Here is a 21,791-nt window from a genome sequence, read left to right as displayed (position 1 = left end):
CAAAAAACATCGGGAAATTCGCTGCCAATCGCCATCGCACCACCTGTTGACAGCCGCCCGATCATGTTTGCAGTGCAGCATGGCATCGTGCAGCGATGCCGCCACCATATCCGCCCCGCACGCAAAAGTTATGGAAGCCGCGCATGAGTCCGAAACCGCAGTTGTCGTTCTGGCAGATCTGGAACATGTGCTTCGGCTTCCTCGGCATCCAGTTCGGTTTCGCCCTGCAGAACGCCAACGTCAGCCGCATCTTCCAGACTCTGGGCGCATCGATGGACGAGATCCCGGGGCTGTGGCTGGCCGCGCCGCTGACCGGGCTGGTCGTGCAGCCGATCATCGGCTACTTCTCCGACCGCACCTGGACACGGATGGGGCGCCGGCGCCCATACTTCTTCTGGGGCGCGGTGTTCTCGACCGCCGCCCTGCTGCTGATGCCGAATTCGCCGCAGCTTTGGGTCGCCGCCGGCACGCTGTGGATCCTGGACGCCTCGCTGAACATCTCGATGGAGCCGTTCCGCGCCTTCGTCGGCGACCAGCTCTCGGCCCGGCAGCGGCCGACCGGATACGCCATGCAGAGCTTCTTCATCGGCGTCGGCTCGGTTGTCGCCAGCCTGCTGCCGTGGCTGCTGGCCAAGCTGGGGGTAGCCAATACCGCCGCGGCCGGGGTGGTCCCGGACACGGTCCGCTACGCCTTCTACCTCGGTGGCGCGGTGCTGTTGCTGGCCATCCTGTGGACGATCCTGCGCAGTCGTGAGTACCCGCCGGAAGTGCTGCATGGCTTCGATGAGGCCGAGCCCTCGCATGGCCTGGTCAAGCACAAGGTGCAGGTGCCCTCGGCCTCCGGCGGCTTGCCATGGCTGCTCGCTGGCCTGGCCGGGATGGCCTGCGTCTGGCAGCTCGGCTGGGACCGTCTGCTGTACGTGCTGGCCGGCCTGCCGCTGGCCTACGGCCTGCTGCGCGTGTTCGCCTCCCGCCTGCCCGCCGAACGCATGGTCGCGGTGATCGCCGCCGACCTGCACGACATGCCGGCCACCATGCGGCGGCTGGCGGTGGTGCAGTTCTTCTCCTGGTTCGCGCTGTTCGCGATGTGGCTCTACACCACCCCGGCGGTGACCCAGCTGCACTACGGCACCACCGACACGACTTCGGCCACCTACAACGATGGCGCCAACTGGGTCGGCGTGCTGTTTGCCGCCTACAACGGCTTCGCCGCGCTGGCCGCGATCGTCATTCCCTACATGGCACGCCGCTTCGGCCTGCGCCTGACCCATCTGATCAACGTCGTCCTCGGCGGGCTGGGCCTGCTGTCGATCGCCTTCATCCGCGATCCGCAATGGCTGTTGCTGTCGATGGTCGGCGTCGGCTTCGCCTGGGCCTCGATCCTGTCCCTGCCCTACGCCATGCTCTCCAACAGCCTGCCAGCGGCGAAGATGGGCATCTACATGGGCATCTTCAATTTCTTCATCGTCATCCCGCAACTGGTCGCGGTCAGCCTGCTCGGCTTCCTGCTGACCCGGCTGCTGGGCAACGAGCCGATCCGCATCCTGATCCTGGGAGGCGCCAGCTTCATCGTCTCCGGGCTGGCGGTGCTGTGGGTGCGTCCCGCAGCGACGACGACGGTGGTCGACGGAGCCGCCGCATGAACCGCCCGCTGTCCCCTTTGGCCGTGCTCGCCGCCATTTTTCTCGCTTCCCGCGCAATGGCGCAGGCACCAACGACGACCGAGGACATCTACGGCACCACCGAGCCATTCGCTGCCAAGGCAATCTACTTCGTGGTGACCGACCGCTTCGTCAACGGCGACCCGTCCAACGACCAGCGCGACCAGGCCAAAGGCGCGTGGCATACCTTCGACCGCCCGGTCGCCGGCGCGCCGGATGACCAGAGCGCCAACATCGGCTACCTCGGCGGCGACTTCAAGGGCATCGTCGATAATGCCGGTTATATCCACGACATGGGTTTCGACGCAGTCTGGGTGACCCCGATCGTCGACAACCCGGACCAGGCCTTCAGCGGCGGCACGCCGGCCAGCTGGGGCAGCTTCTGGACCGACCAGGGCAAGACCGGCTACCACGGCTACTGGGGCGTGAATTTCTACCGGCTCGACGAACACCTGCCCAGCGCCGGCCTGGATTTCGCCGGCTTCACCCGCGCGATGAAGGCCGAAGGGCTGGACGTGGTGCTGGACATCGTCGCCAACCACGGCTCGCCGTCCTACACGATGACGGTCGCGCAACCGCAGTTCGGCAGGATCTACGACAAGGACGGCACGCTGCTGGCCGACCACCAGAACCTGCCGCCGGAAAGTCTCGACCCGGAACACAATCCACTGCACACCTTCTACAACACCTACGGCGGACTGGCCCAGCTGTCCGACCTGGCCGAAGACAACCCGGCCGTGCTCGATTATCTGGCTGGCGCCTACGAGCAATGGATCGACCAGGGCGCCGCCGCGTTCCGCATCGACACCATCGGCTGGATGCCGCACCGCTTCTGGTCCGCCTTCGCCGACCGCATCCGCGCCAGGCATCCGGGCTTTTTCATGTTCGGCGAGGACTTCAACTACGACGCCGCGACGATCGCCGCGCACACGCTGCCGCGCAACGGCGGCATCAGCGTGCTCGACTTCCCGCTGCGGTCCAAGCTACAGGACGTGTTCGCCAAACCCGGCAGCGACTTCGCCGAACTCGGCAAGGCGCTATATCTGGAAGACGGCCCCTATGCCAATCCCTACGACTTGGTCACCTTCTACGACAACCACGACATGCCGCGGCTGGACGCCAGCGACGAGGGCTTCATCGACGCCAACAACTGGCTGTTCACCGCGCGCGGCATCCCCGCGATCTATTACGGTTCCGAAACCGGCTTCATGCGCGGGCGCGGCGAGCACGCCGGCAACCGCAACTACTACGGCCAGACGCGGATCGACGATGCCGCGCACAGCCCGATCCACGGCAAGCTGACCCGCATCGCCCGCTTGCGGCGCGAGTCGCCGGCGCTGCAGCGCGGCTTGCAGCACGATCTGATACTGCAAGGCGACCAGGCGGCGTTCTACCGGGTGTACGAACACGACGGCGCGGCGCAGACCGCCCTGGTGCTGCTCAACAAGGGCGATGCCGAGGCGAAGATCGCGCTGCAGCGGGACCTGCAGCCGGGCGACTGGCGCGATGGCTTCAGCGGTGAGCGCATCGTCCTCGGCGACAGCGCGACGTTCGACGTCCCCGCCCACGGCGTGCGCGTGCTGTTCTTCGACCAGCCGCTGACCCGCCCGGACCTGCGCGCGCGCCTGCTCGAGTCGATGCAGCGCCGGCTGCGGCGCTAGACGACGCGCGAAGAGCCGCGCAAGGTCAGCCGGACCGGGATGGTGCGGCTTTCCACCGTCTCCCCCGACACCAGCCGGATCAGGCTGTCGACCAGGATGCTGCCGGCCAGCTTGGTGTCCTGCTGCACGGTGGACAGGCCTGGATTGACGAAGCTGGCCATCGGGATGTCGTCGAAACCGACCACCGACACGTCCTGCGGCACGCGCAGGCCGCGCTCGTGTAGGGCCTTCATCGCCCCGATCGCGATCAGGTCGCTGGCGGCGAACACCGCGTCGAAATCGCAGCCCTGCTCCAACAGCGCGCCGACCGCCTCATAGCCGGACTGCTCGGTGGTGACCGCGTCGACCTGCAGGTCCGCGTCGGCCGCCAGTCCCGCGCCCTGCAAGGCGGCGCAGTAGCCGCGGTGGCGCTCCAGGAATTCGGGATAGTGGTTGGACGCGTGGCCGAGGAAGGCGATCCGCCGGCGGCCCTGCTGCAACAGGTGGCTGGTGATGTCGCAGCCGCCCTGGAAGTTGTCGCAGCCGATCGACACCCCCGGCTGCCCCGGCAGCGCCGCACCCCAGCGGACGAAATGGGTGCCCTGTTCGACCAGCCGCTGCAACCGCGAACGCGACTGCAGATAGTCGCCATAGCCAAGCAGGATCAGCCCGTCGGCCTTCTTGCTGTCCTCGTAGTCGGCCTGCCAATCGTTGGACAGTTGCTGGAACGAGATCAGCAGGTCGTAGCCGCGGCTGGCGCAGGCGCGGGTGATCGAACCGAGCATCGACAGGAAGAACGGGTTGATCGCCGAATCGTCCGGAGTGGGGTCCTCGAAGAACAGCAGAGCCAGGGTTCCGGTGTGCTGGGTGCGCAGATTGGAGGCGTTCTTGTCGACCTTGTAGTTGAGCTGCTCGGCGATGGCGAGGATGCGCTGCCGGGTCTCTTCGTTGACCATCGGGCTGCCGCGCAGCGCACGCGACACCGTCGGCTGGGAAACCCCCGCCAGATGCGCGATGTCCAGCGATGTGGCCTTGCCCCGGATCGACATGGCCAGAGTGTCGCAGAAACCGCCATTTCGGCCATGTTGCATCGCAACCAGCCGGCCGTCGGCGCCGGGTCAGCCGCCCAGCACGCGCTCGCGCAGGACCTCGTAGCGGGCCGGCACCGGCTCGGCATGCGCCGGCCGTTCCAGCAGCTCCTGCAAGGCCTGCGGCACCTGCACCGCCTGTCCGATCAGCGGTTCGACCACGCTCTCGAACTTGGCCGGATGCGCGGTCGCCGCCACCGCCCAGTCGCCGCCCTCGCCACCCGCGCGCAGGTCTTCCAGCACCTTCACCGCGGTGGCGGTATGCGGGCAGAAGGTTTCGCCATGATCGCGGAAGCGGCGGGCGATCACTTCGCGGATCGTGGCGTCGTTGACACTGGTCGAAATGAAATCCGCGCGCAGCGCGACATCGTCGCCGCGGTACAGCCAGCGCAGGCGTTCGAAGTTGCTCGGCGCGCCGACGTCCATCGCATTGGCCAGGGTCGCCACACTGGGCTGCGGCGCGTAGTCGCCGCCGCCGAAGTAGTCCGGCAGCACACGGTTGGCGTTGGTCGCCAGCACGATCCGTCCCAGCGGCACCCCCAGCGCGCGGGCCAGGATCGCCGCCATCGCGTTGCCGAGGTTGCCGGTCGGGATCACGAAGTTCAGCGCTTGCCCGGTCGCCGCGAAATGGCCAAGCGCGGCATGCGCGTAGTAGCTGGTCTGCGGCAGCAGCCGGCCCAGACTGATGCTGTTGGCCGAACTCAACGGTGCCTGCGCCTGCAGTTCGACATCGCCCAGCGCACGCTTGACCAGAGCCTGGCAATCGTCGAACGAGCCAGCCACGCGCAGGGCGCTGACGTTGTCGCCGAAGCAACCCAGCTGATGCGCCTGCCGCGGCGACACCCGGCCATCCGGATACAGCACGATCACCCGCAGGCCCGGCTGCCGGTGGAAGGCGGCGGCGACCGCCGCGCCGGTATCGCCCGAGGTGGCGACCAGGATCGTCAGCGGACGCCCGCCCTCGCCGCGCAAACGGGTCAAGCAGCGGGCCAGGAAGCGTGCACCGAAATCCTTGAACGCGGCGGTCGGCCCGTGGAACAGCTCCAGCACATGGTCGCCCGGCGTCGCTAGCGGTAGCAGCGGTGCGGGAAAGTCGAAGGCCGACTCGCAGATCGCGCCCAGTTCCGCTTCCAGCATATCGCCGGCGAAGAACGGCGCCAGCAACGTGGTGGCCGTGGCGGCCAGGCTGTCGCCGGCCTGCAGTTGGCGCGGCGCAGGCATGATCTCGGGCACATACAAGCCGCCATCCGGCGCCAGACCGGCCGCGATCGCCGCGCTCAGCGATACCGCCGGCGCCTGCTCGCGGGTGGAAACGAATTTCATGCCAGCACCTCCGCGCCGGGGCTGTCGATCGGCGACACCCAGGCCTGGCTGTCGAAGCCGGCCTCGGCGAAGGCGGCGCGAATGGCGGGGACAGCCGCTTCGGCATCGGCGCGGGTTTCGAACCAGCCGAACACGCTGGGACCGGCACCGGAAATGCTGGCGCCCATCGCCCCGGCCTGCAGCGCCGCACGCTTGGCCGCGTCGAAACCGCCGATCAACGGCGCGCGCCGCGGTTCGACCAGCACGTCCTGCAAGCCGGCCCGCACCAGCGAGGCATCGCCGTTCCGGCAACCGGTCAGCACCAGCGCCAGGTTGGCGCTCTGGGCGACGAATTCCTTCAGCGCGTAGCTGCCCTGCAGTGCCTCGCGCGCGCGCCGGGTCTCCAGCACCGCGTCTGGATGCACCAGTACGCTGTGCCAGGCCGCCGGCACCGGAATCTTCGCCAGGTGCTCGGCCGTGGCCAGCACCAATCCACCCAGCAGCATCGGGCCGAGGTTGTCGCCGTGGCGGCCGCCGCTGGCCACCGCTTCGCCGACCAGCGCGTACGGATACAGCGCCTGTCGGGTCAGCGGCGTGTCCAGCAGTTCGTTGGCGGCGACCAGGGCAGCTACGCACGAGGCCGCCGAACCGCCCATGCCCGAACCCAGCGGAATGCCCTTGTCGATCTCTACTTCGAATCCGAACGGCAACCGCAACGCTTCGCGCAACGCGACCAGCGATGCACCGGCGGTATTGGACGGTGCATCCAGCGGCAGGTCGACCGTGGTCCCGCGGATCGCGGCGATGCGGACCTCCGGCGTCTGCAGCCGGCGCACCGACACCGTGTCGCCGACGCCGGCGATGGCGTGACCGAGGATGTCGAAGCCGACTCCGACGTTGCCGACCGACGCCGGCGAGAACGCACGCACCTGTCGGCTCACAACTTCGCCCCCTGATTGGCAGCCACCCGCAGCACGTCGGCGAACACGCCAGCGGCGGTGACCTCCGGACCGGCGCCCGGGCCCTGCACGATCAGCGGGTTGTCGCAGTAGCGGCGGGTGCTGAACTGCACGATGTTGTCGGTCAGGCGCAGATTGGCGAAGGCATGTTCCTCCGGGAGTTCGACCAGACCGACGCTGGCCTTGCCCTGGGCGTCGACGCTGGCCACGTAGCGCAGCACCTTGCCCTGCTCGCGCGCCTGCCGCAAGCGGCGGTCGAAGCCTGCGTCGACTTCGTGCAGGCGCGCCATGAAGTCGTCCACCCCGGCATCGCGCAGCGACTCGGGCACCAGGCTTTCCACCTGCACGTCCTCCAGCGACAGCGAACGGCCGGTCTCGCGCGCCAGAATCACCAGCTTGCGCGCCACGTCGGTGCCCGACAGGTCGTCGCGCGGATCGGGTTCGGTATAGCCCATCGAGCGCGCCTGCGCGACCAGCTGCGAGAACGGCAGGCTGCCGTCGTACTTGTTGAACAGCCAGGCCAGCGTCCCGGACAGGATGCCTTCGATGGCGGTGACCTCGTCGCCGGTATCGAGCAGGTCGCGCATGGTATTGATCACCGGCAGGCCGGCACCAACGGTGGCCTCGTAGCGGAAGCGCGCGCCGCTGGTTTCGCCGGCCTCGCGGATAGCCAGATAGCGCGCCAGCACACCGGCGCCGGCCTGTTTGTTTGGCGTGACCACATGGATGCCGGCGGCCAGCCACTGCGGATAGCGGTCGGCGACTTCACTACTCGCGCTGCAATCGACGATCAGCGTGTGCGGCAGGCGCAGATCGACCAGATGCGCGGTGAAGGCATCCAGATCCAGCGGCGCGGATGCCGCGGCATGGCGTTCGCGCCAGTCGTCGCCGATGCCGCGTTCGTCCAGCAGCATCTTGCGGCTGGACGCCACCGCGCACAGGCGCAGGTCGAGGTTGGCTTTCTCCAGCAACTGCGGCTGCGCGGCGCGCAACTGGTCCAGCAGGGTCGCGCCGACGTTACCCGGCCCGATCACGCCGATCGCGAACGTCTGCGGCGACAGCCAGAAGCCGGCATGCGCGGCGCGCAGCGCCTTGGTCGCGTCGGCGCTGTCGATCGCCACCGAGATGTTGCGCTCTGAAGAGCCCTGGGCGATAGCGAGGATGTTGACCTGCGCCCGGCCCAGCGACTCGAACAACCGCGCCGCCACGCCGGGCTGACCGGCCATGCCGTCGCCGACCGCCGCCAGCACGCTGATGTCGTTGCTGCGCTGCACACGCTGGATTTGGTGCGTGTCCAGTTCATGGGCGAAGGCATCCAGCAACGCCTTCTCGCCGCGATCGGCGTCGGCGCCCTTGACCACGCAGCAGATCGAATGTTCGGACGAACCCTGCGAAATCATCACCACCGACACGTGCGCGTTGCGCAGCGCGGCGAACACCCGTTCGGCCGTGCCCGGCACGCCGATCAGGCCGGTGCCTTCCAGATTCAGCACCGACAGACCGGGGCTCAGCGTCAGTCCCTTGACCGGCCCGACCGTGTCGCGCTGGGCAGTGATCCGGGTGCCCGGATGGTCGGGATTGAAGGTATTGCGGATGATGATCGGCAGGCCGCGCTTGATCGCCGGCGACATCGTCTGCGGATGCACGACCTTGGCGCCGAAATACGCCAGTTCGCAGGCTTCGTCGTAACTCAGCGCATTCAGCTGCACCGCCTCGGGCACGACGCGCGGATCGGCCGACAGCACGCCGTCGACGTCGGTCCAGATGTGCAGCTCGTCGGCGTTGAACAGCGCGGCGAAGATCGCGCCGGAATAATCGCTGCCGTTGCGGCCCAGCGTCGCGAACCGGCCCTGGCGGTCGCGGGCGACGAACCCGGTCGCCACCACCCGATGCTGGGGGTTGCGCTGGCGCCACTCGGCCAGCCGTTGCGCACTGACCTCCCAATCCACCACCACGCCGAGGTCGCTGTGGTCGACCAGCAGGACGTCGCGCGCATCCAGCACCGCGCAATCCTCGCCCTGCAGTCGCAGGTATTCGCCCAGCAGGCGCGCCGAACAGACTTCGCCCAGGCCCTGCACCCGCTCCAGCACCAGTTCCGGCAGGCCGCCGATCACCCGCAGCGCATCCAGTATCTCCTGCAGCTTGCCGAAGCGCTCGTCCAGCCATTCGATCACCGGCCCCGAGGCCTCGCCCAGCAGGGCCACGGCAGCGCCGCGATGGCGCGCGCGCAGCTCGTGCCAGCGCTCGTGCCACTCGGAACGGTCATCCGCGGCCAGCCGGCACAGCTCGATCAGCGCATCGGTCACGCCCTTCATCGCCGAAACGACGGTGACCTGGATGTCCTCGTCGCGCGCCAGCAGTAGCTGGGCGACATGGCGGTAGCGGTCGGCATCGGCGACGGAGGTGCCGCCGAACTTGTGCACGACCGTGCGCAAGGCCTGGGAGGGGGAGTCTGCAAGCGGTTGGACGGACGACATGTGGGACTGGGCCTCGGTGGTGAGGCTCCGCACGCATCAGGTCGGGGACCGCCCCGCATCCTGATCAGGTGCGGGGCCGTGTGCTTAAGGGTTACGCGTACACGACGGGCCGCACCATGCGAATGGTGGTGCCGGTAATCGTAATGATGGTGGAGCCGGTACGCATCGGCGGCAAGATGCCATGTTCCACGGCGGAACCGCAAGTGTTTCAACTGAAACGGCGGCCGACACAAGGCCGACCGCCGCCATTGCCGAACGGGTCCGGGGACCCGTAACCCGCCTACGGCTGCCGCATTTCCAGCTTCAGCGCCTCGGCGATGGCCTGCCAGGGCACGATCTTGTAGTTCTGGTTCTGCACCGGCATCACGTTGCGGCCGTCCTGCGCGACCATCGCGCCGTGCTCCAGCCCGGGACCGAGGTTGGCGCTGCTGATGTCCAGACCGTCGGTCTCGGAAATCCCGTCGATCCCGCGCTGCGGATCCCCGGCAACCGCGAACGAACCCAGATATTCCCGCCTGCCTTCGCGCCGGTACACCGCATAGGTATCGTTGCCCTGACTGGACACGACCAAGTACCCACGGCCGTTGCCGAGGTCGTACAGCCCCACGCCCTCCAGGTCGTCCCGGATCGCGGGATTGTCCTCGACGCGGTCGATCGCGGTTTTCGCATCGCCGCCATCCGGTTCCGCCGAAAGCGCCCACAGGGCAACGTCTTCCTCATCGACGAACAGAATGCCGGCATCGTCATCCGCCACGCAGCCTTCGGTCTGCGAATCGAAGCTCAACTCGCGCACCAGCTCCGCGCGCACGCGCCCGTCGCCGGCATCGACCAGCCGCCATTGTTTCTTGGCGACGTCGTCGCCGTTGACGAACACGTAGGTGCCACCGTCGCGCGCACTGCGATACATGCACAGGCCGTAGGGATCGTGCATGCCGGTCGATTGCAGGCCGTCGGCCACGTCCACCAGCTTGCCCTCGGCGGTGTCCAGCCGGTAGATCGAAATGCTCTTGCGGGTGCGGTTGGTCGCGGTGACCAGGGTGATTTCTTCGCCGCCCAGCCGGAATCCGCTGCGCAGATCGACGTTGTTGACCTTGCCATCCGGCAGGAAGTGCCGAACCTGCCCCTGCATGTCGTAGACGTACATGCCACCCTTCTTGTCGGTGGCGACGATCAGGCTCTTCTCCGGGTCGGTAGGATCGGCCCAGATCGCCGGATCGTCGGCAGCATCGCCGAAACTGGCGACCGGCTCGGTTTCCGCCACCGGCATCACTACCGCGACCGACGACGCGGCGGCTTCTGGGGTGGCAGCATCTGCCGAACTCCGCGAAACACCCAATGCCGTGGCGACCGAGGCTATCGATACCAGCTTGGCGTTGGCATCGTCTTCGTCGACGACCAGCAGCGCGCCCTGTGGAAAGCGTTTGCCGGGCACGACGGCGCTCGCATACAGCGGGCCGGGTTCGTCGATGGGCGCTTCCGCGCCCTGCCCGGACACCGACATGCTGCCGAGGTAGGCCGCGTCGTTTTCCAGATCGTAGACGTTGAGGGTGCCCGCCGAGGCGTTCGAAGCCAGCAGCCAGCGCCTGCCGCTGCCGCCGTCGTACACCGCCAGCCCGCCGACTTCCTCATCGATGTGCCCCCGCGGCGAATCGACCAGTGCCGCAGCCACATCGGATTCGGGGTCGGCGCTGAAACGCCAGATACCGACGGTTTCCTCGGCGGCATAGACGTGCCCGCCCACCGGATCGACCACGCACTGCTTCAGCGGCGAAGGCACGCCGATCCTGCGCACCTGGCGCGCGTCGAGCTTGCCATCCTCAGTGCCGTAGACGATCTGCTGCTCCACTTCGCCGCCATCGCCGACAATGAACACATGCAGGCCACCGTCCAGCGGATGCCGATACGTGCAGATGCCTTCGGCGGCGAATCCCAGCGGGATCGGCCGCGCTCCGGCCTCCTGCAGTTGGTCATCGGCGAAGCGGAACAGGCGCAGGGATTGTGTCGTGGTGTCGATCGCCGCGACCACCGTGGCACGCTCACTACCGAGCGCCACGTCGTAGCCGACATCGACCGCCACCGCCTCGCCGGCCGGCACCGAACCGATGCGCTTGCCGGCGAGCGAATACAGCTCCAGTCCGCCCAGCGCGGTCGCGGCGACGATCCGCGGCTCGACAGTACGCGAACCACTCTTTATGAATGCCGCGCTGCCGATCTCGGCGGAGGCCGTGGCCACCGTTTCACCCTTGGCTTCCAGTCCCGGAATCTGTTGCACGGCGGCAAGCACCCCCGGCGTCGACGACGCCAGCACCGCGACCAAGACGAATGAGGTCACCCAGCCGTTTTTCATGTGTCCCTTTTGCATCACGCGCATGTTCCGAAAAATTCCAGAATCTAGCGCAACAATCTGACAGCGAATTGACAGCCGCAGGTTCGGCATCCATGTGCCAGCACGGAATGGCGACCCCGACACGATTCGAACGTGTGACCTCGCCCTTAGGAGGGGCGCGCTCTATCCAGCTGAGCTACGGGGCCGGCGGATGCCTTAGCCTGCAAGGCGCATGTCGTGCATGGGCACGTCTGGCGTCGACACATTATAGGGAAGCCATCCTGTTACCGGGGAGTCGCGAGATCGGCCCCAATCATCCGGCTGATGCCAGCTGTCTATCGAACCACCCACTCCGCCGGTCACCTGTAATCGGCAAGTCCTGCTGCAATGCAGAATGCATGGACCGACAGGTCAAGTATGCTGACAGCGCTGTCATACTCCTCGGACCCGGATCGGCATACCCTGCCGGCCGTGCCGTGCCCCGATCCGAACGAATGCAGGTCACTTCATGCCCAACTCATCCGCTGTACGAAGCGATAGCGAAAACACCCGCCTGATCATCCTGATCAGCTGTGTCGCCACCATCGGCGGCTTCCTGTTCGGCTTCGACAGTGGCGTGATCAACGGCACTGTAGATGGTCTGCGGATCGCCTTCGACTCCGACTCGGTCGGCACCGGCTTCAATGTCGCCTCGATGCTGCTGGGTTGCGCGGTCGGCGCATTCTTCGCCGGCTGGCTGGCCGACCACTTCGGCCGCCGCAACATGCTGATCGTGGCGGCAGCGTTCTTCCTGATCTCGGCCTGGGGCTCGGGAGTGGCAACCGGCTCGCTGGAATTCGTGTTGTACCGGGTCCTCGGCGGGCTGGCAGTTGGTGCTGCCAGCGTGATGGCACCGGCCTACATCAGCGAGGTCTCGGCGGCGCAGTACCGCGGCCGTCTGGCCAGCGTGCAGCAGATCGCCATCATCGGCGGTCTGTTTGCCGCCTTCCTCAGCAATTACCTGCTGGCCAAGGTGGCGGGCTCGTCGATCACCCCGCTGTGGGGCGGCCACGAGGCCTGGCGCTGGATGTTCTGGATGGAAATCATCCCGGCCGCGCTGTTCCTGCTGGCGCTGCTGCTGATCCCGGAAAGCCCGCGCTATCTGGTAGCCAAGGGGCGCAAGGAAACGGCGCTGTCGGTGCTGCGCCGCCTGTACGGCGAAACCGCGGGCACGCGCAAGCTGGACGAAATCGACCGCTCGCTGGCCAGCGATCACCACCGTCCGCGGCTGTCGGACCTGATCGGCAAGACCACCGGCAAGGTACGTCCGATCGTCTGGGTCGGCATCGGCCTGGCGGTGTTCCAGCAACTGGTCGGCATCAACGTGGTGTTCTACTACGGCGCGGTGCTGTGGCAGGCGGTGGGCTTTTCCGAGAACGATGCCCTGCTGATCAATGTCCTCTCCGGCGCGCTCAGCATCGGCGCCTGCCTCGTCTCGATGACCCTGGTGGACCGCATCGGGCGCAAGCCGTTGCTGTGGATCGGATCGGCCGGCATGGCAGTGACGCTGGGACTGGTGGCCGTGGCGTTCGCGACCGGCAGCCTGGACATGGATGGCAAGTTGCAGCTTTCCGATGGCATGGGCGTCATGGCGCTGGTCGCAGCCAACATCTACGTGATCTTCTTCAATGGCACCTGGGGTCCGGTGATGTGGGTCATGCTGGGGGAAATGTTCCCCAACCAGATTCGCGGTTCCGGGCTGGCGGTGGCCGGCTTGTCGCAATGGGCCGCCAACTTCCTGATCACCTGGACCTTCCCGATGCTGCTGACCGGCATCGGCCTGGCCGGCGCCTATGGCCTCTACACTGCTGCTGCACTGGTCTCGGTGTTCTTCGTACTGAAGTACGTGCACGAAACCAAGGGTCGCGAACTGGAGCAGATGGAGGGCTGATCGCCCTGTGCCACTCCCTGCATCGGCGCCCGGCAGGTCGGAACGATCAGCCGGGCGCTCGCGGTGGCGCCAGCGACTCGCGCAGCTGCAGCGCATAGGGCATGGTCAGCATCGATCCGGCCTGCGGGTCGCGAATGCGTTCCAATAGCTCGAGCGTGGCCTGTCGACCCATGTCGCGGGTCGGCTGCCTGACCGTGGTCAATGCCGGGAAGATGTGCCGGGAAATTTCCGTATCGTCGAATCCGCAGACGGAAAGATCGTCCGGCACCGACAGCCCACGCATCCCTGCGACGCGGATGACGCCGGCTGCCATGTCGTCGTTGCCGGCGAAGATCGCCGTCGGCGGCGCGGCAAGATCCAGCAGCTGCTGGCCGGCGAGCACACCGGAATCGAAGGTGAACTCGCCATCGACCACCAGTTCCGGGACGTAGTCGATTCCGGCCAGTTGCAACGCGTCGCGGTAGCCATCGTGGCGCCAGAGGCAGGCGCCATGATGGCGCGGCCCCTTGATGTGCCCGATCCGGCGGTGTCCCAGCTGGATCAATTCTCCGACCAATTCCCGCGCGGCGGTGCGTTCGTCGACCGCCACGCCGATCCGGTCGCGGCGCACCCGCGGCGAAATCAGCGCGGCGGGAATGCCCTGCGCCTGCAGCTGCGATTGCAGCTTGCGGTCGTCGGCCAGCGGCGGCACCAGCACCATGCCGTCGATGGCGTACTGGTGGACCATCGACACGATCTCGGACACGTAGCCACGCTGGCCGAAACTGATCGGGATCAGCACCATGCTGTAGTGGTGTTCCCGGCAAGCTTCCAGCACGCCGGTCTGGATCTCCAACAGGTAATTGCGCGAGGGATTGTCGAACACCAGCGCCACCATGTAGGAACGCTGCCCCGCCAGGCTGCGGGCGGACGGATTCGGCCGGTAGCCCAGCTTTTCCACCATGCTCTCGACGCGGCGGCGCGTCTCCTCGCGTACGCCAGGTTCGCGATTGAGCACCCGCGAGACGGTCTTCATCGAGACCCCCGCCACCGCCGCCACATCTTCGATCCTTACCCGCATCAAGACTCCGCTACCGCAAGCCACCCACTCGCCCCATTCTGCCAGAGCTCCGCCGCTTGCGGCTCAGTCGCCTGACTCCGCATCGACCTGTCCGGCACCGGTTTGCCAACGGAACGTCGCCAGACTCCTGCCCGGCAAGGTATAAGCGAACCGACCCTTCGCCGACGACACCGAGATCCGGCGCGCTTCCGATTCGGAGTTGGTGACGATCAGCACCACCGAATCGTCGTCGGCATTCTGCAGGGCAACATTGTCGATTCCATCGCGACCTTCGCTGGATCCGATCCTGACCGCTCCCGACCGCACGAAGCGGCTGGCATGGGCCAGCACGTAGTAATCGTCGGTACGGGACACTTCACCGGTCGCCGAGTCGATGGTCACCACGCCCCGACAGGTTCCGCAGCCGCCGGCATGCGGTCCGTTGTTCTCGTCCAGGGCGAGATTCCACAGCAGGACACCACGCGCCCAGTTCCGCAATGTACCGATGATCTGTTCGCGTGCCATCAGGGTCATGCCGCCACTGATGATCGGCTCCCAGTCGCCGCCGGAGCATTCGGTCATGTAGGTGTCCTTGTCCGGGTACGCCTCGTGCACCGGCGTCTGCGCCTCCACGCTGCCGCCATAACAATGCCAGGCCACCGCAGCAACATGGGGTTCCGCCGCCGGATCGGCCAGCACACCCATCGGCTCTTCCGGCTTGTCCCAGTTGTGGTCCCAGTCAAAGATCAGCGGGCCGTTGCCGCGCATTGCGATCATCGGCCCGAGGTGGTCGCCGATCAGACGCGCACGCGCCGGCGCATTCAGCCGCATGCCCGGATAGTCCTTCGGCTCGTAATCGGGCTCGTTCTGCACGGTCAATGCGAAAACGGGTATCCCCTCTGCCGCATAGGCATCCACGTACTTCAGCAGATAGCGTGAGAACGCGTCGTAGTACTCGGGCAACAGCGTGCCCTGGATCAGGCTGTTGCTGTCCTTCATCCAGCCAGGCGCACTCCAAGGCGAGGCCATGATCCTGAGCCCGGGATTGACGGCCAGCATGTCGCGGGCCACCGGAACCACGTCGTCGCGATTCTCGTCGATGCTGAAATGTTCGAGCTCCGGGTCGGGCTTGCCATCCGGAGGATCGTCAAGGCTGTAGTGATGGCGCGAGAAATCGGAAGCACCGATGGTCAGACGGGCGAAATCGAAGCCCAGTCCGCCGTTGTCCCGGCCGAACAACTCCCGCAGCAATGCTTCCCGCTGTGCCGGATTCAGCCTGTGCTGGATCAGCCAGGCAGAAGCATCCGTCAACGATGCGCCGAAGCCGATGATCTGCTGGAACCGCTGCGTTTCGTCCACACGGATATCGATAGGCAGAGCCGGCTGTTGCCTAAATCCGGTATCCGGCAACCTGGTCATCTCCATTGATCGGTCCGAAGTCGTCAGCCACGCTTCGACACCAGCCTGATCGACATCACCGGATTTCGGCTTCGCGCACGACAGCATCAAGACTGCCGACAAGGTGACAAGCAGGGATGACCCGGCTCGTTTGAAGAATTCCTTGCACTCCATTCTTTCTCCGATTCGATACGTGCAGACGCTCATTGTTCAGCGCATTGCCTTGCTGCACCGCAACGCAAATCTGCCCCTGAAGACAATCCCTACTTCAGATAACACCATGCTAACAAGCACTTAGCCGGCATGCCGAAGGTTCGATTGACTTTTGCATTTGGCATCAGATATGACAGCGCTGTCAATTATCCTTGGAGAGGGTCAAAAATGACGCGCCGCAATCGTTCATCACAACCGGATATCTCACACAAGCCCCGCAGGCAGACCTTGGCCATTGCCTGTTGCCTCGCCCTGCTGACATCCGTGAGCGTCCATGCCGAAGAAGCGGCGAAGGCCGACGCTGCGCCCGACCCGCAGGCCACCGACGCCGGCACGAATACCGACGTCGAAACGCTCGACGCCGTCAAGGTCACCGGCATCCGTGCCGCAATCGCCAGTTCGGTGGAAACCAAGAACGAATCCACCTCCATCGTCGAGGCGATCTCGGCCGAAGACATCGGCAAGCTGCCCGACATCAGCATCGCCGACTCCATTTCCCGCCTGCCCGGCCTCACCACCCAGCGCGTGGACGGTCGTTCGCAGGTCATCCACATCCGCGGCATGTCGGAGCAGTTCGCCGGCACCCTGCTGAATGGCCGCGAGCAAGTCACCACCGGCGACAATCGCGGCGTCGAATTCGACCAGTATCCCGCCGAACTGATCAATGCGGTGGTCGTCTACAAGACGCCCGATGCGTCGCTAGTTGGACAGGGCCTTTCCGGCACCGTGGACATGCAGACCATCCGCCCGCTGGATCTGGGTGAACGCCGCATCGTGTTCAGCGGCCAGGGCGAATACAACTCGCTGGGCGACCTCACCGACGGCGGGGACGACACGGGCTACCGTATTGCGGCTTCCTACGTCGACCAGTTCCGCGACAACACCATCGGTGTCGCCTTGGGAGTCGCAAGGCTGGATTCGCCGTTCCAGGAGCAGCACTACAAGGCCTGGTGGTGGGCCAATACCGACCTGTGGGGAGCACCGCAGGGCGCCAAGCCCGCCGATGCCATTGCCCTGCAAGGCGCCGAGGGCTGGATCAAATCACGCGAGCTGCAGCGCGATGGCGTGATGGGCGTTTTCGAATTCAAGCCCAATGATGCCTTCCACAGCATCCTCGATGTCTATTATTCCAAGTTCGACCAGGACGAAATCACTCGCGGCGCGATGTGGACCAACGACCCCTGGTGGAACAGTGGCGCGGCCAGCTATTCCAGCGTGACCACGACCACTGTCGACGGCGTCCCGGTGGTGAATGGCGGCACGCTGGAAGGCATTCAACCAGTGGTGCGCAACGACAGCAACACCCGCGAAGACAAGCTCTATTCGATCGGCTGGAACAATTCGTTCAAGCTCGCCGACACCTGGACCCTGGACGCCGATCTGAGCTACTCGCGCGCCGATCGCGACCAGTCGCAGCTGGAAACCTATGCCGGCGCACTGGGAGGACAGAGCGTGGACTTCTCCATCCCGGTGGGTGTCGGATCCGGTTACGGCAACTACGCCCTGCCCGACCTGTCTGACCCAAGCAGCATCTACCTGTGGGACCCACAATACTGGGGCCACGACGGCCGCCTCGAGGACTCGACCCAGAAGGACACGATCAAGGCTGCACGCCTGAATCTGAACCATGTCATCGATTCGTCGGATTTCCTGCGCAGCTACGACGTCGGCGTCAATTTCAGCAAGCGGACCAAGGAAAAGTCCTCTCAGGTGTATTTCGCCGACCTCAAGGGCGGTGGGGCTCCCACCCTAGTCGGCCTTTCGGATCTACTCGGCTCCACCAGCCTTGGCTTCGCCGGCATGGGCAATATCCTTACCTACGACCCACGCGCCATTCTCTATAGTTACTACGACGTGGTCCTGAACGAGAGCGACGACGACCTGCGCAAGGATTTTATCGTCGAAGAGGACATCAAGACCTTTTACGCCAAGGCCAATATTGATCTTGACCTGACCGACCAAGTCCGGTTGCGCGGCAACGTGGGCGTCCAGTATGTACGGACAGATCAGTCCTCGACCGGCTTCAATGCCACAGGCGGAACCATCGTCGGCGCACAGACACTCGGCACGTCCTATGGCGACATCTTACCAAGCCTAAATCTGGTCGCCGACTTCGGCAACGGCTGGATGACCCGTTTCGGCGCCGCCAAGGAAATGATGCGTCCGCGCATCAACGACCTGGGCGCATACAGCGGCGCGGGCGTCAGCACCACCACCGGTACCTGGAGCGGCAGCGGCGGCAACCCGTTGCTCGAACCTTATCGAGCCAGGTCCGTCGACCTCTCGGTAGAGAAATACCTTGGCGACAGCAGCTACGTGGCCCTTGCGCTGTTCTACAAGCACCTGGAGTCCTACGTCTACACTCAGACCATCGACAACTGGGACTTCAGCGGTTACGACGACAACGGCAACACCCCGATCAGCAACTACGGCACCTACTCCACGCCCGCGAACGGCGAGGGCGGCTACATGCGTGGCGCCGAGTTCAGCACGGTGCTCGCCGGCGACTTGTTCCATCCGGCACTGGAAGGGTTCGGCATGCTGCTGAATGCCTCCTACACCGAATCGTCGATCGATCCGGACGGCCCGGGAGGCTCCAGCACGGACACCATTCCCGGCCTGTCCAAGGTCGTCGCCAACGCCACCGTGTACTACGAGAAGAGCGGCTTCTCCGCACGGCTGAGCGAACGGTATCGAGGCAAGTATCGCGGCGAGTATTCGTCTCTGTTCGGGCAGCGATCATATCGCTACACGCTGAGCGAGAAGGTACTGGACATGCAGCTGAGCTACGATTTCCCGGAGTCCAGTCGCCTGAACGGACTGACGTTGTTGCTGCAGGTCAACAACCTCAACAATGAACCGTTCCGCACCGAAGTCAGCGATTCCAACGGATTGGGACTGTATTTCCCCGAGGAATACACCGAGTACGGCCGCCAGTACCTGATCGGCTTCCGCTATTCGCTGTAATCGCCTTGATCGACCCATGCACCGGACCCTGACGGGTCCGGTGCATTTTTCTTGCAGCCCCGTCTATCACCAGACGACGCATGGGAGTCACACCGACGTGAGTACCGCAAAAACCCTGGCGCTGAGCAGCCTCTGCCTTGCCGTGCTGCTCGGCGCCTGCAGAAACGGCAGCGACACGTCCGCCGAACAATCCGCCACCCCCGCTCCGGCCGGTGCAGCCGCATTGAGCGACTGGCCGCAGGTCCGCAGCGCGATCGGCAAGGACCCCGCGCTGGAACAGCGCATCGACGGGATCCTCTCCGGGATGACGCTGGCACAGAAGGTCGGACAAATGACCCAGGCCGAGATCAAGTCGATCACGCCCGACGAAGTCCGCCAGTACTACATCGGTTCGGTGCTGAACGGCGGCGGCTCGTGGCCGGGCAAGAACAAGCATGCCTCGGTGCAGGACTGGCTGAACCTGGCCGATGCCTATTACGCCGCCTCGATGGCGACCGACATGAAGGTTCCGGTGCCGATCATCTGGGGTACCGACGCCGTGCACGGGCACAGCAACGTGTTCGGCGCCACCATCTTCCCCCACAACATCGGCCTGGGCGCCGCGCACGACGCCGAACTGATCGAGCGCATCGGCGAGGCCACCGCTCGCTCGACCCGCGCCACCGGCATCGACTGGGCCTTCTCGCCGACCCTGGCCGTCGCCCAAGACGCGCGTTGGGGCCGGACCTACGAAAGTTTCTCCTCCACGCCGGAACTGGTGCGGGAGTACGGCGCCGCCTATGTGCGCGGCATGCAGGGAACCTTCGCCGACGAGGGCAATCTGGTCGCCACCGCCAAGCATTTCATCGGCGACGGCGCCACCGAGAACGGCAAGGACCAGGGCGTGGCGCGCGTGACCCTGGACGAACTGATCAACGTGCATGGACAAGGCTATTACGGCGCGCTGGAAGCCGGCGCGCAGACGATCATGGCCTCGTACAACAGCTGGACCGATGCCGCCACCGGCACCGAGCACGGAAAAATGCACGGCAATCGCGATCTGCTGACCGGCGCAATCAAGGAAAAGATGGGCTTCGACGGCTTCATCGTCTCGGACTGGAACGCGATCGGCCAGCTGCCGGGCTGCAGCAATTCCAGTTGTGCGCTGTCGATCAACGCCGGCATCGACATGGTGATGGTGCCGGACGACTGGAAGGCGTTCATCGCTAACACCGTCGCCCAGGTCGAAAGCGGCGAAATCGCGATGGAACGCATCGATGATGCCGTCCGCCGCATCCTGCGGGTCAAGCTGCGTGCCGGCTTGTTCGACGGCAAGTCGCCGTCGCAGAACCGCTATGCCGGCAAGCCGGAATCCCTGCTGCACCGCGACCTGGCCCGCCGCGCCGTGCGCGAATCGCTGGTGCTGCTGAAGAACGACGGCGCCGCCTTGCCGATCAGGCACGGGCAACGGGTACTGGTGGTCGGCAAGAGCGCCGACAACATCCCCAACCAGACCGGCGGCTGGTCGCTGACCTGGCAGGGTACCGAAAACTCCAACGCCGACTATCCGAACGCCGACAGCATCCTGACCGGGCTGCGCACCGCATTGGGCGATGCCAACGTCGTCTTCGCCCAGGATGGCGACACTCCCGACCCGGCCGGCTACGACCTGGTCGTCGCCGTGATCGGCGAAACCCCCTATGCCGAAACCAGCGGCGATCTGGTGCCGTCCAGCACGGTCGGCCACAGCCAGCGCCATCCGGAAGACCTGAAGACCCTGCAGGCCGCGCGCACTTCCGGCAAACCGGTCATCACCGTGTTCCTGTCCGGCCGGCCGCTGTACGTCAACGACCTGCTCAACCTGTCGGACGCCTTCGTCGCCGCCTGGCTGCCGGGTACCGAAGGCAGCGGCGTCGCCGACGTGCTGGTCGCCGGCGACGACGGCAAACCGGTGCACGATTTCGCCGGTCGGCTGACCTTCCCGTGGCCCGCTGCGGCCTGTCCCGCTGCCGACGGCCAACCTCAGTTCGCGGTCGGCTATGGCTTGGGCTATGCCGACAGCAGCGCGCTCGGGACGCTGGCAGAGGATGCAACCATCAGTTGCGGCGAGGCGACCATGCTGCCGATCTTCAACATGGCCGACATCGCGCCGTTCGCCCTGACCCTGTCGGCGGGCGACAAGCAGCGCGCGCTGGGTTCGGATCTGAACCAGACCCTGCGCTGGCCGGAAAATTCCTCGGCCCTGCAGATCGCAACCGTGCAGATCAACACCCAGCAGGATGCCAAGGAAGTGACCTGGCTGGCACCGGCCACCTTCATGTCACGCAATCCCTCGCGCAACAATCTGGTGGCACTGGCTGAAGCCAATGCCGCTTTGCAGTTCGACATGGTGCTGCGCCATGTCCCGACCTCGAAAACGACGTTGGCGATGGCCTGCGGCAACGATTGCGTGGCCGACATCGACCTGACCGCAACTCTGTCGCAACTGCCGCAGAACGAACGCCACACGATCAAGGTACCGTTGCGCTGCTTCGCCGAACGCGGAGCCGATCTGGCCGGGATCGAGACCCCGTTCGCGATCAGCGCCGACGCCCCGTTCGCGGCGGCCTTCACCAACATCCGGATCGTCGCCGGCGCCGGCAAGGATGCCGACGCCCTGGCCTGCCCCGTCGAGCCGTAAATCGCACAACCCTGCCTGCGACGTCGCGATCCGGCGTCGCAGGCAGGTGCTCCAGGCGCGGGTTGCCCGATCCGGTCGGGTCCGCAGGTGTCAAGCCTTGCCCGCCCCCACCCCCGGGGCTACCCTGACCCG

11 protein-coding genes, 1 tRNA gene and 1 pseudogene are annotated in these 21,791 nt (G+C 65.8%); 5 read left to right on the top strand and 8 right to left on the bottom strand.

Translation table 11 applies throughout. The features are described 5' to 3' along the window. Positions 1–143 precede the first annotated feature (143 nt). Entirely contained in the window at positions 144–1,643 is a 1,500-nt protein-coding gene (locus tag CSC70_RS06940) for an MFS transporter (protein WP_162455952.1), read from the top strand. Positions 1,644–1,699: 56 nt separating this feature from the next. Further along, positions 1,700–3,322 (top strand): alpha-amylase family glycosyl hydrolase, encoded by a 1,623-nt coding sequence (locus CSC70_RS06935; protein ID WP_246189369.1) that lies wholly within the window; start codon positions 1,700–1,702, stop codon positions 3,320–3,322. Here CSC70_RS06935 and CSC70_RS06930 read toward each other — a convergent pair. The 6 genes and pseudogenes from CSC70_RS06930 to CSC70_RS06905 all read right to left on the bottom strand — a co-directional run. Then, positions 3,213–4,350: pseudogene (locus CSC70_RS06930) on the bottom strand (LacI family DNA-binding transcriptional regulator); the annotation flags it as partial. The gene CSC70_RS06935 and the pseudogene CSC70_RS06930 overlap by 110 nt on opposite strands. 69 nt (positions 4,351–4,419) lie before the next feature. Further along, positions 4,420–5,712 (bottom strand): threonine synthase, encoded by a 1,293-nt coding sequence (thrC, locus tag CSC70_RS06925; RefSeq protein ID WP_162455950.1) that lies wholly within the window; start codon positions 5,710–5,712, stop codon positions 4,420–4,422. Then, positions 5,709–6,632: a homoserine kinase gene (locus CSC70_RS06920; protein WP_162455949.1), complete on the bottom strand. Its 924-nt coding sequence runs from the start codon at positions 6,630–6,632 to the stop codon at positions 5,709–5,711. Before CSC70_RS06920 ends, thrC begins: the two co-directional genes overlap by 4 nt. Further along, positions 6,629–9,127 (bottom strand): bifunctional aspartate kinase/homoserine dehydrogenase I, encoded by a 2,499-nt coding sequence (thrA, locus tag CSC70_RS06915; RefSeq protein ID WP_162455948.1) that lies wholly within the window; start codon positions 9,125–9,127, stop codon positions 6,629–6,631. Before thrA ends, CSC70_RS06920 begins: the two co-directional genes overlap by 4 nt. A gap of 280 nt (positions 9,128–9,407) precedes the next feature. Beyond that, complete coding sequence (locus CSC70_RS06910) at positions 9,408–11,489, bottom strand: phytase (protein WP_162455947.1); 2,082 nt, start codon at positions 11,487–11,489, stop codon at positions 9,408–9,410. A 93-nt stretch (positions 11,490–11,582) separates the two neighbouring features. Next, positions 11,583–11,659, bottom strand: a tRNA-Arg gene (locus CSC70_RS06905). A gap of 302 nt (positions 11,660–11,961) precedes the next feature. Between CSC70_RS06905 and CSC70_RS06900 the strand changes: the two genes are divergently transcribed. Further along, positions 11,962–13,383 carry a sugar porter family MFS transporter gene (locus CSC70_RS06900; RefSeq protein ID WP_162455946.1) on the top strand — a complete coding sequence of 474 codons (1,422 nt, stop codon included), beginning with the start codon at positions 11,962–11,964 and terminating at the stop codon, positions 13,381–13,383. 46 nt (positions 13,384–13,429) lie between these two features. Here the strand turns inward: CSC70_RS06900 and CSC70_RS06895 are convergent, their stop codons facing one another. Continuing rightward, positions 13,430–14,443: a LacI family DNA-binding transcriptional regulator gene (locus CSC70_RS06895; protein WP_162455945.1), complete on the bottom strand. Its 1,014-nt coding sequence runs from the start codon at positions 14,441–14,443 to the stop codon at positions 13,430–13,432. Between the two features lie 63 nt (positions 14,444–14,506). Then, a complete protein-coding gene (locus CSC70_RS06890) occupies positions 14,507–15,841 on the bottom strand; it encodes a glycoside hydrolase family 30 protein (protein WP_246189345.1) in 1,335 nt (444 codons plus the stop codon). Between the two features lie 456 nt (positions 15,842–16,297). On the opposite strand from CSC70_RS06890, the gene CSC70_RS06885 reads away from it, so the two are divergent. Continuing rightward, the gene (locus CSC70_RS06885; RefSeq protein WP_162455943.1) at positions 16,298–19,000 is read left to right on the top strand and encodes a TonB-dependent receptor; all 2,703 of its coding nucleotides are present in this window, start codon (positions 16,298–16,300) and stop codon (positions 18,998–19,000) included. Positions 19,001–19,097: 97 nt separating this feature from the next. Continuing rightward, a complete protein-coding gene (locus CSC70_RS06880; protein ID WP_246189344.1) occupies positions 19,098–21,659 on the top strand; it encodes a glycoside hydrolase family 3 protein in 2,562 nt (853 codons plus the stop codon). Positions 21,660–21,791: the final 132 nt, after the last annotated feature.

It is taken from the genome of Pseudoxanthomonas kalamensis DSM 18571 (assembly GCF_010211745.1).
GTDB classification, from domain to species: domain Bacteria; phylum Pseudomonadota; class Gammaproteobacteria; order Xanthomonadales; family Xanthomonadaceae; genus Pseudoxanthomonas_A; species Pseudoxanthomonas_A kalamensis.
Note: the sequence above shows the minus strand (reverse complement) of the source record. Positions and strands in the feature narration are given on the sequence as shown.

Coding starts and splice junctions, on each gene's coding strand:
- CSC70_RS06900 (WP_162455946.1), top strand. CDS start 11,962: ATGCCCAACTCATCCGCTGTACGAAGCGATAGCGAAAACACCCGCCTG.
- CSC70_RS06910 (WP_162455947.1), bottom strand. CDS start 11,489: ATGCAAAAGGGACACATGAAAAACGGCTGGGTGACCTCATTCGTCTTG.
- thrC (WP_162455950.1), bottom strand. CDS start 5,712: ATGAAATTCGTTTCCACCCGCGAGCAGGCGCCGGCGGTATCGCTGAGC.
- thrA (WP_162455948.1), bottom strand. CDS start 9,127: ATGTCGTCCGTCCAACCGCTTGCAGACTCCCCCTCCCAGGCCTTGCGC.
- CSC70_RS06890 (WP_246189345.1), bottom strand. CDS start 15,841: ATGACCAGGTTGCCGGATACCGGATTTAGGCAACAGCCGGCTCTGCCT.
- CSC70_RS06935 (WP_246189369.1), top strand. CDS start 1,700: ATGGCGCAGGCACCAACGACGACCGAGGACATCTACGGCACCACCGAG.
- CSC70_RS06940 (WP_162455952.1), top strand. CDS start 144: ATGAGTCCGAAACCGCAGTTGTCGTTCTGGCAGATCTGGAACATGTGC.
- CSC70_RS06895 (WP_162455945.1), bottom strand. CDS start 14,443: ATGCGGGTAAGGATCGAAGATGTGGCGGCGGTGGCGGGGGTCTCGATG.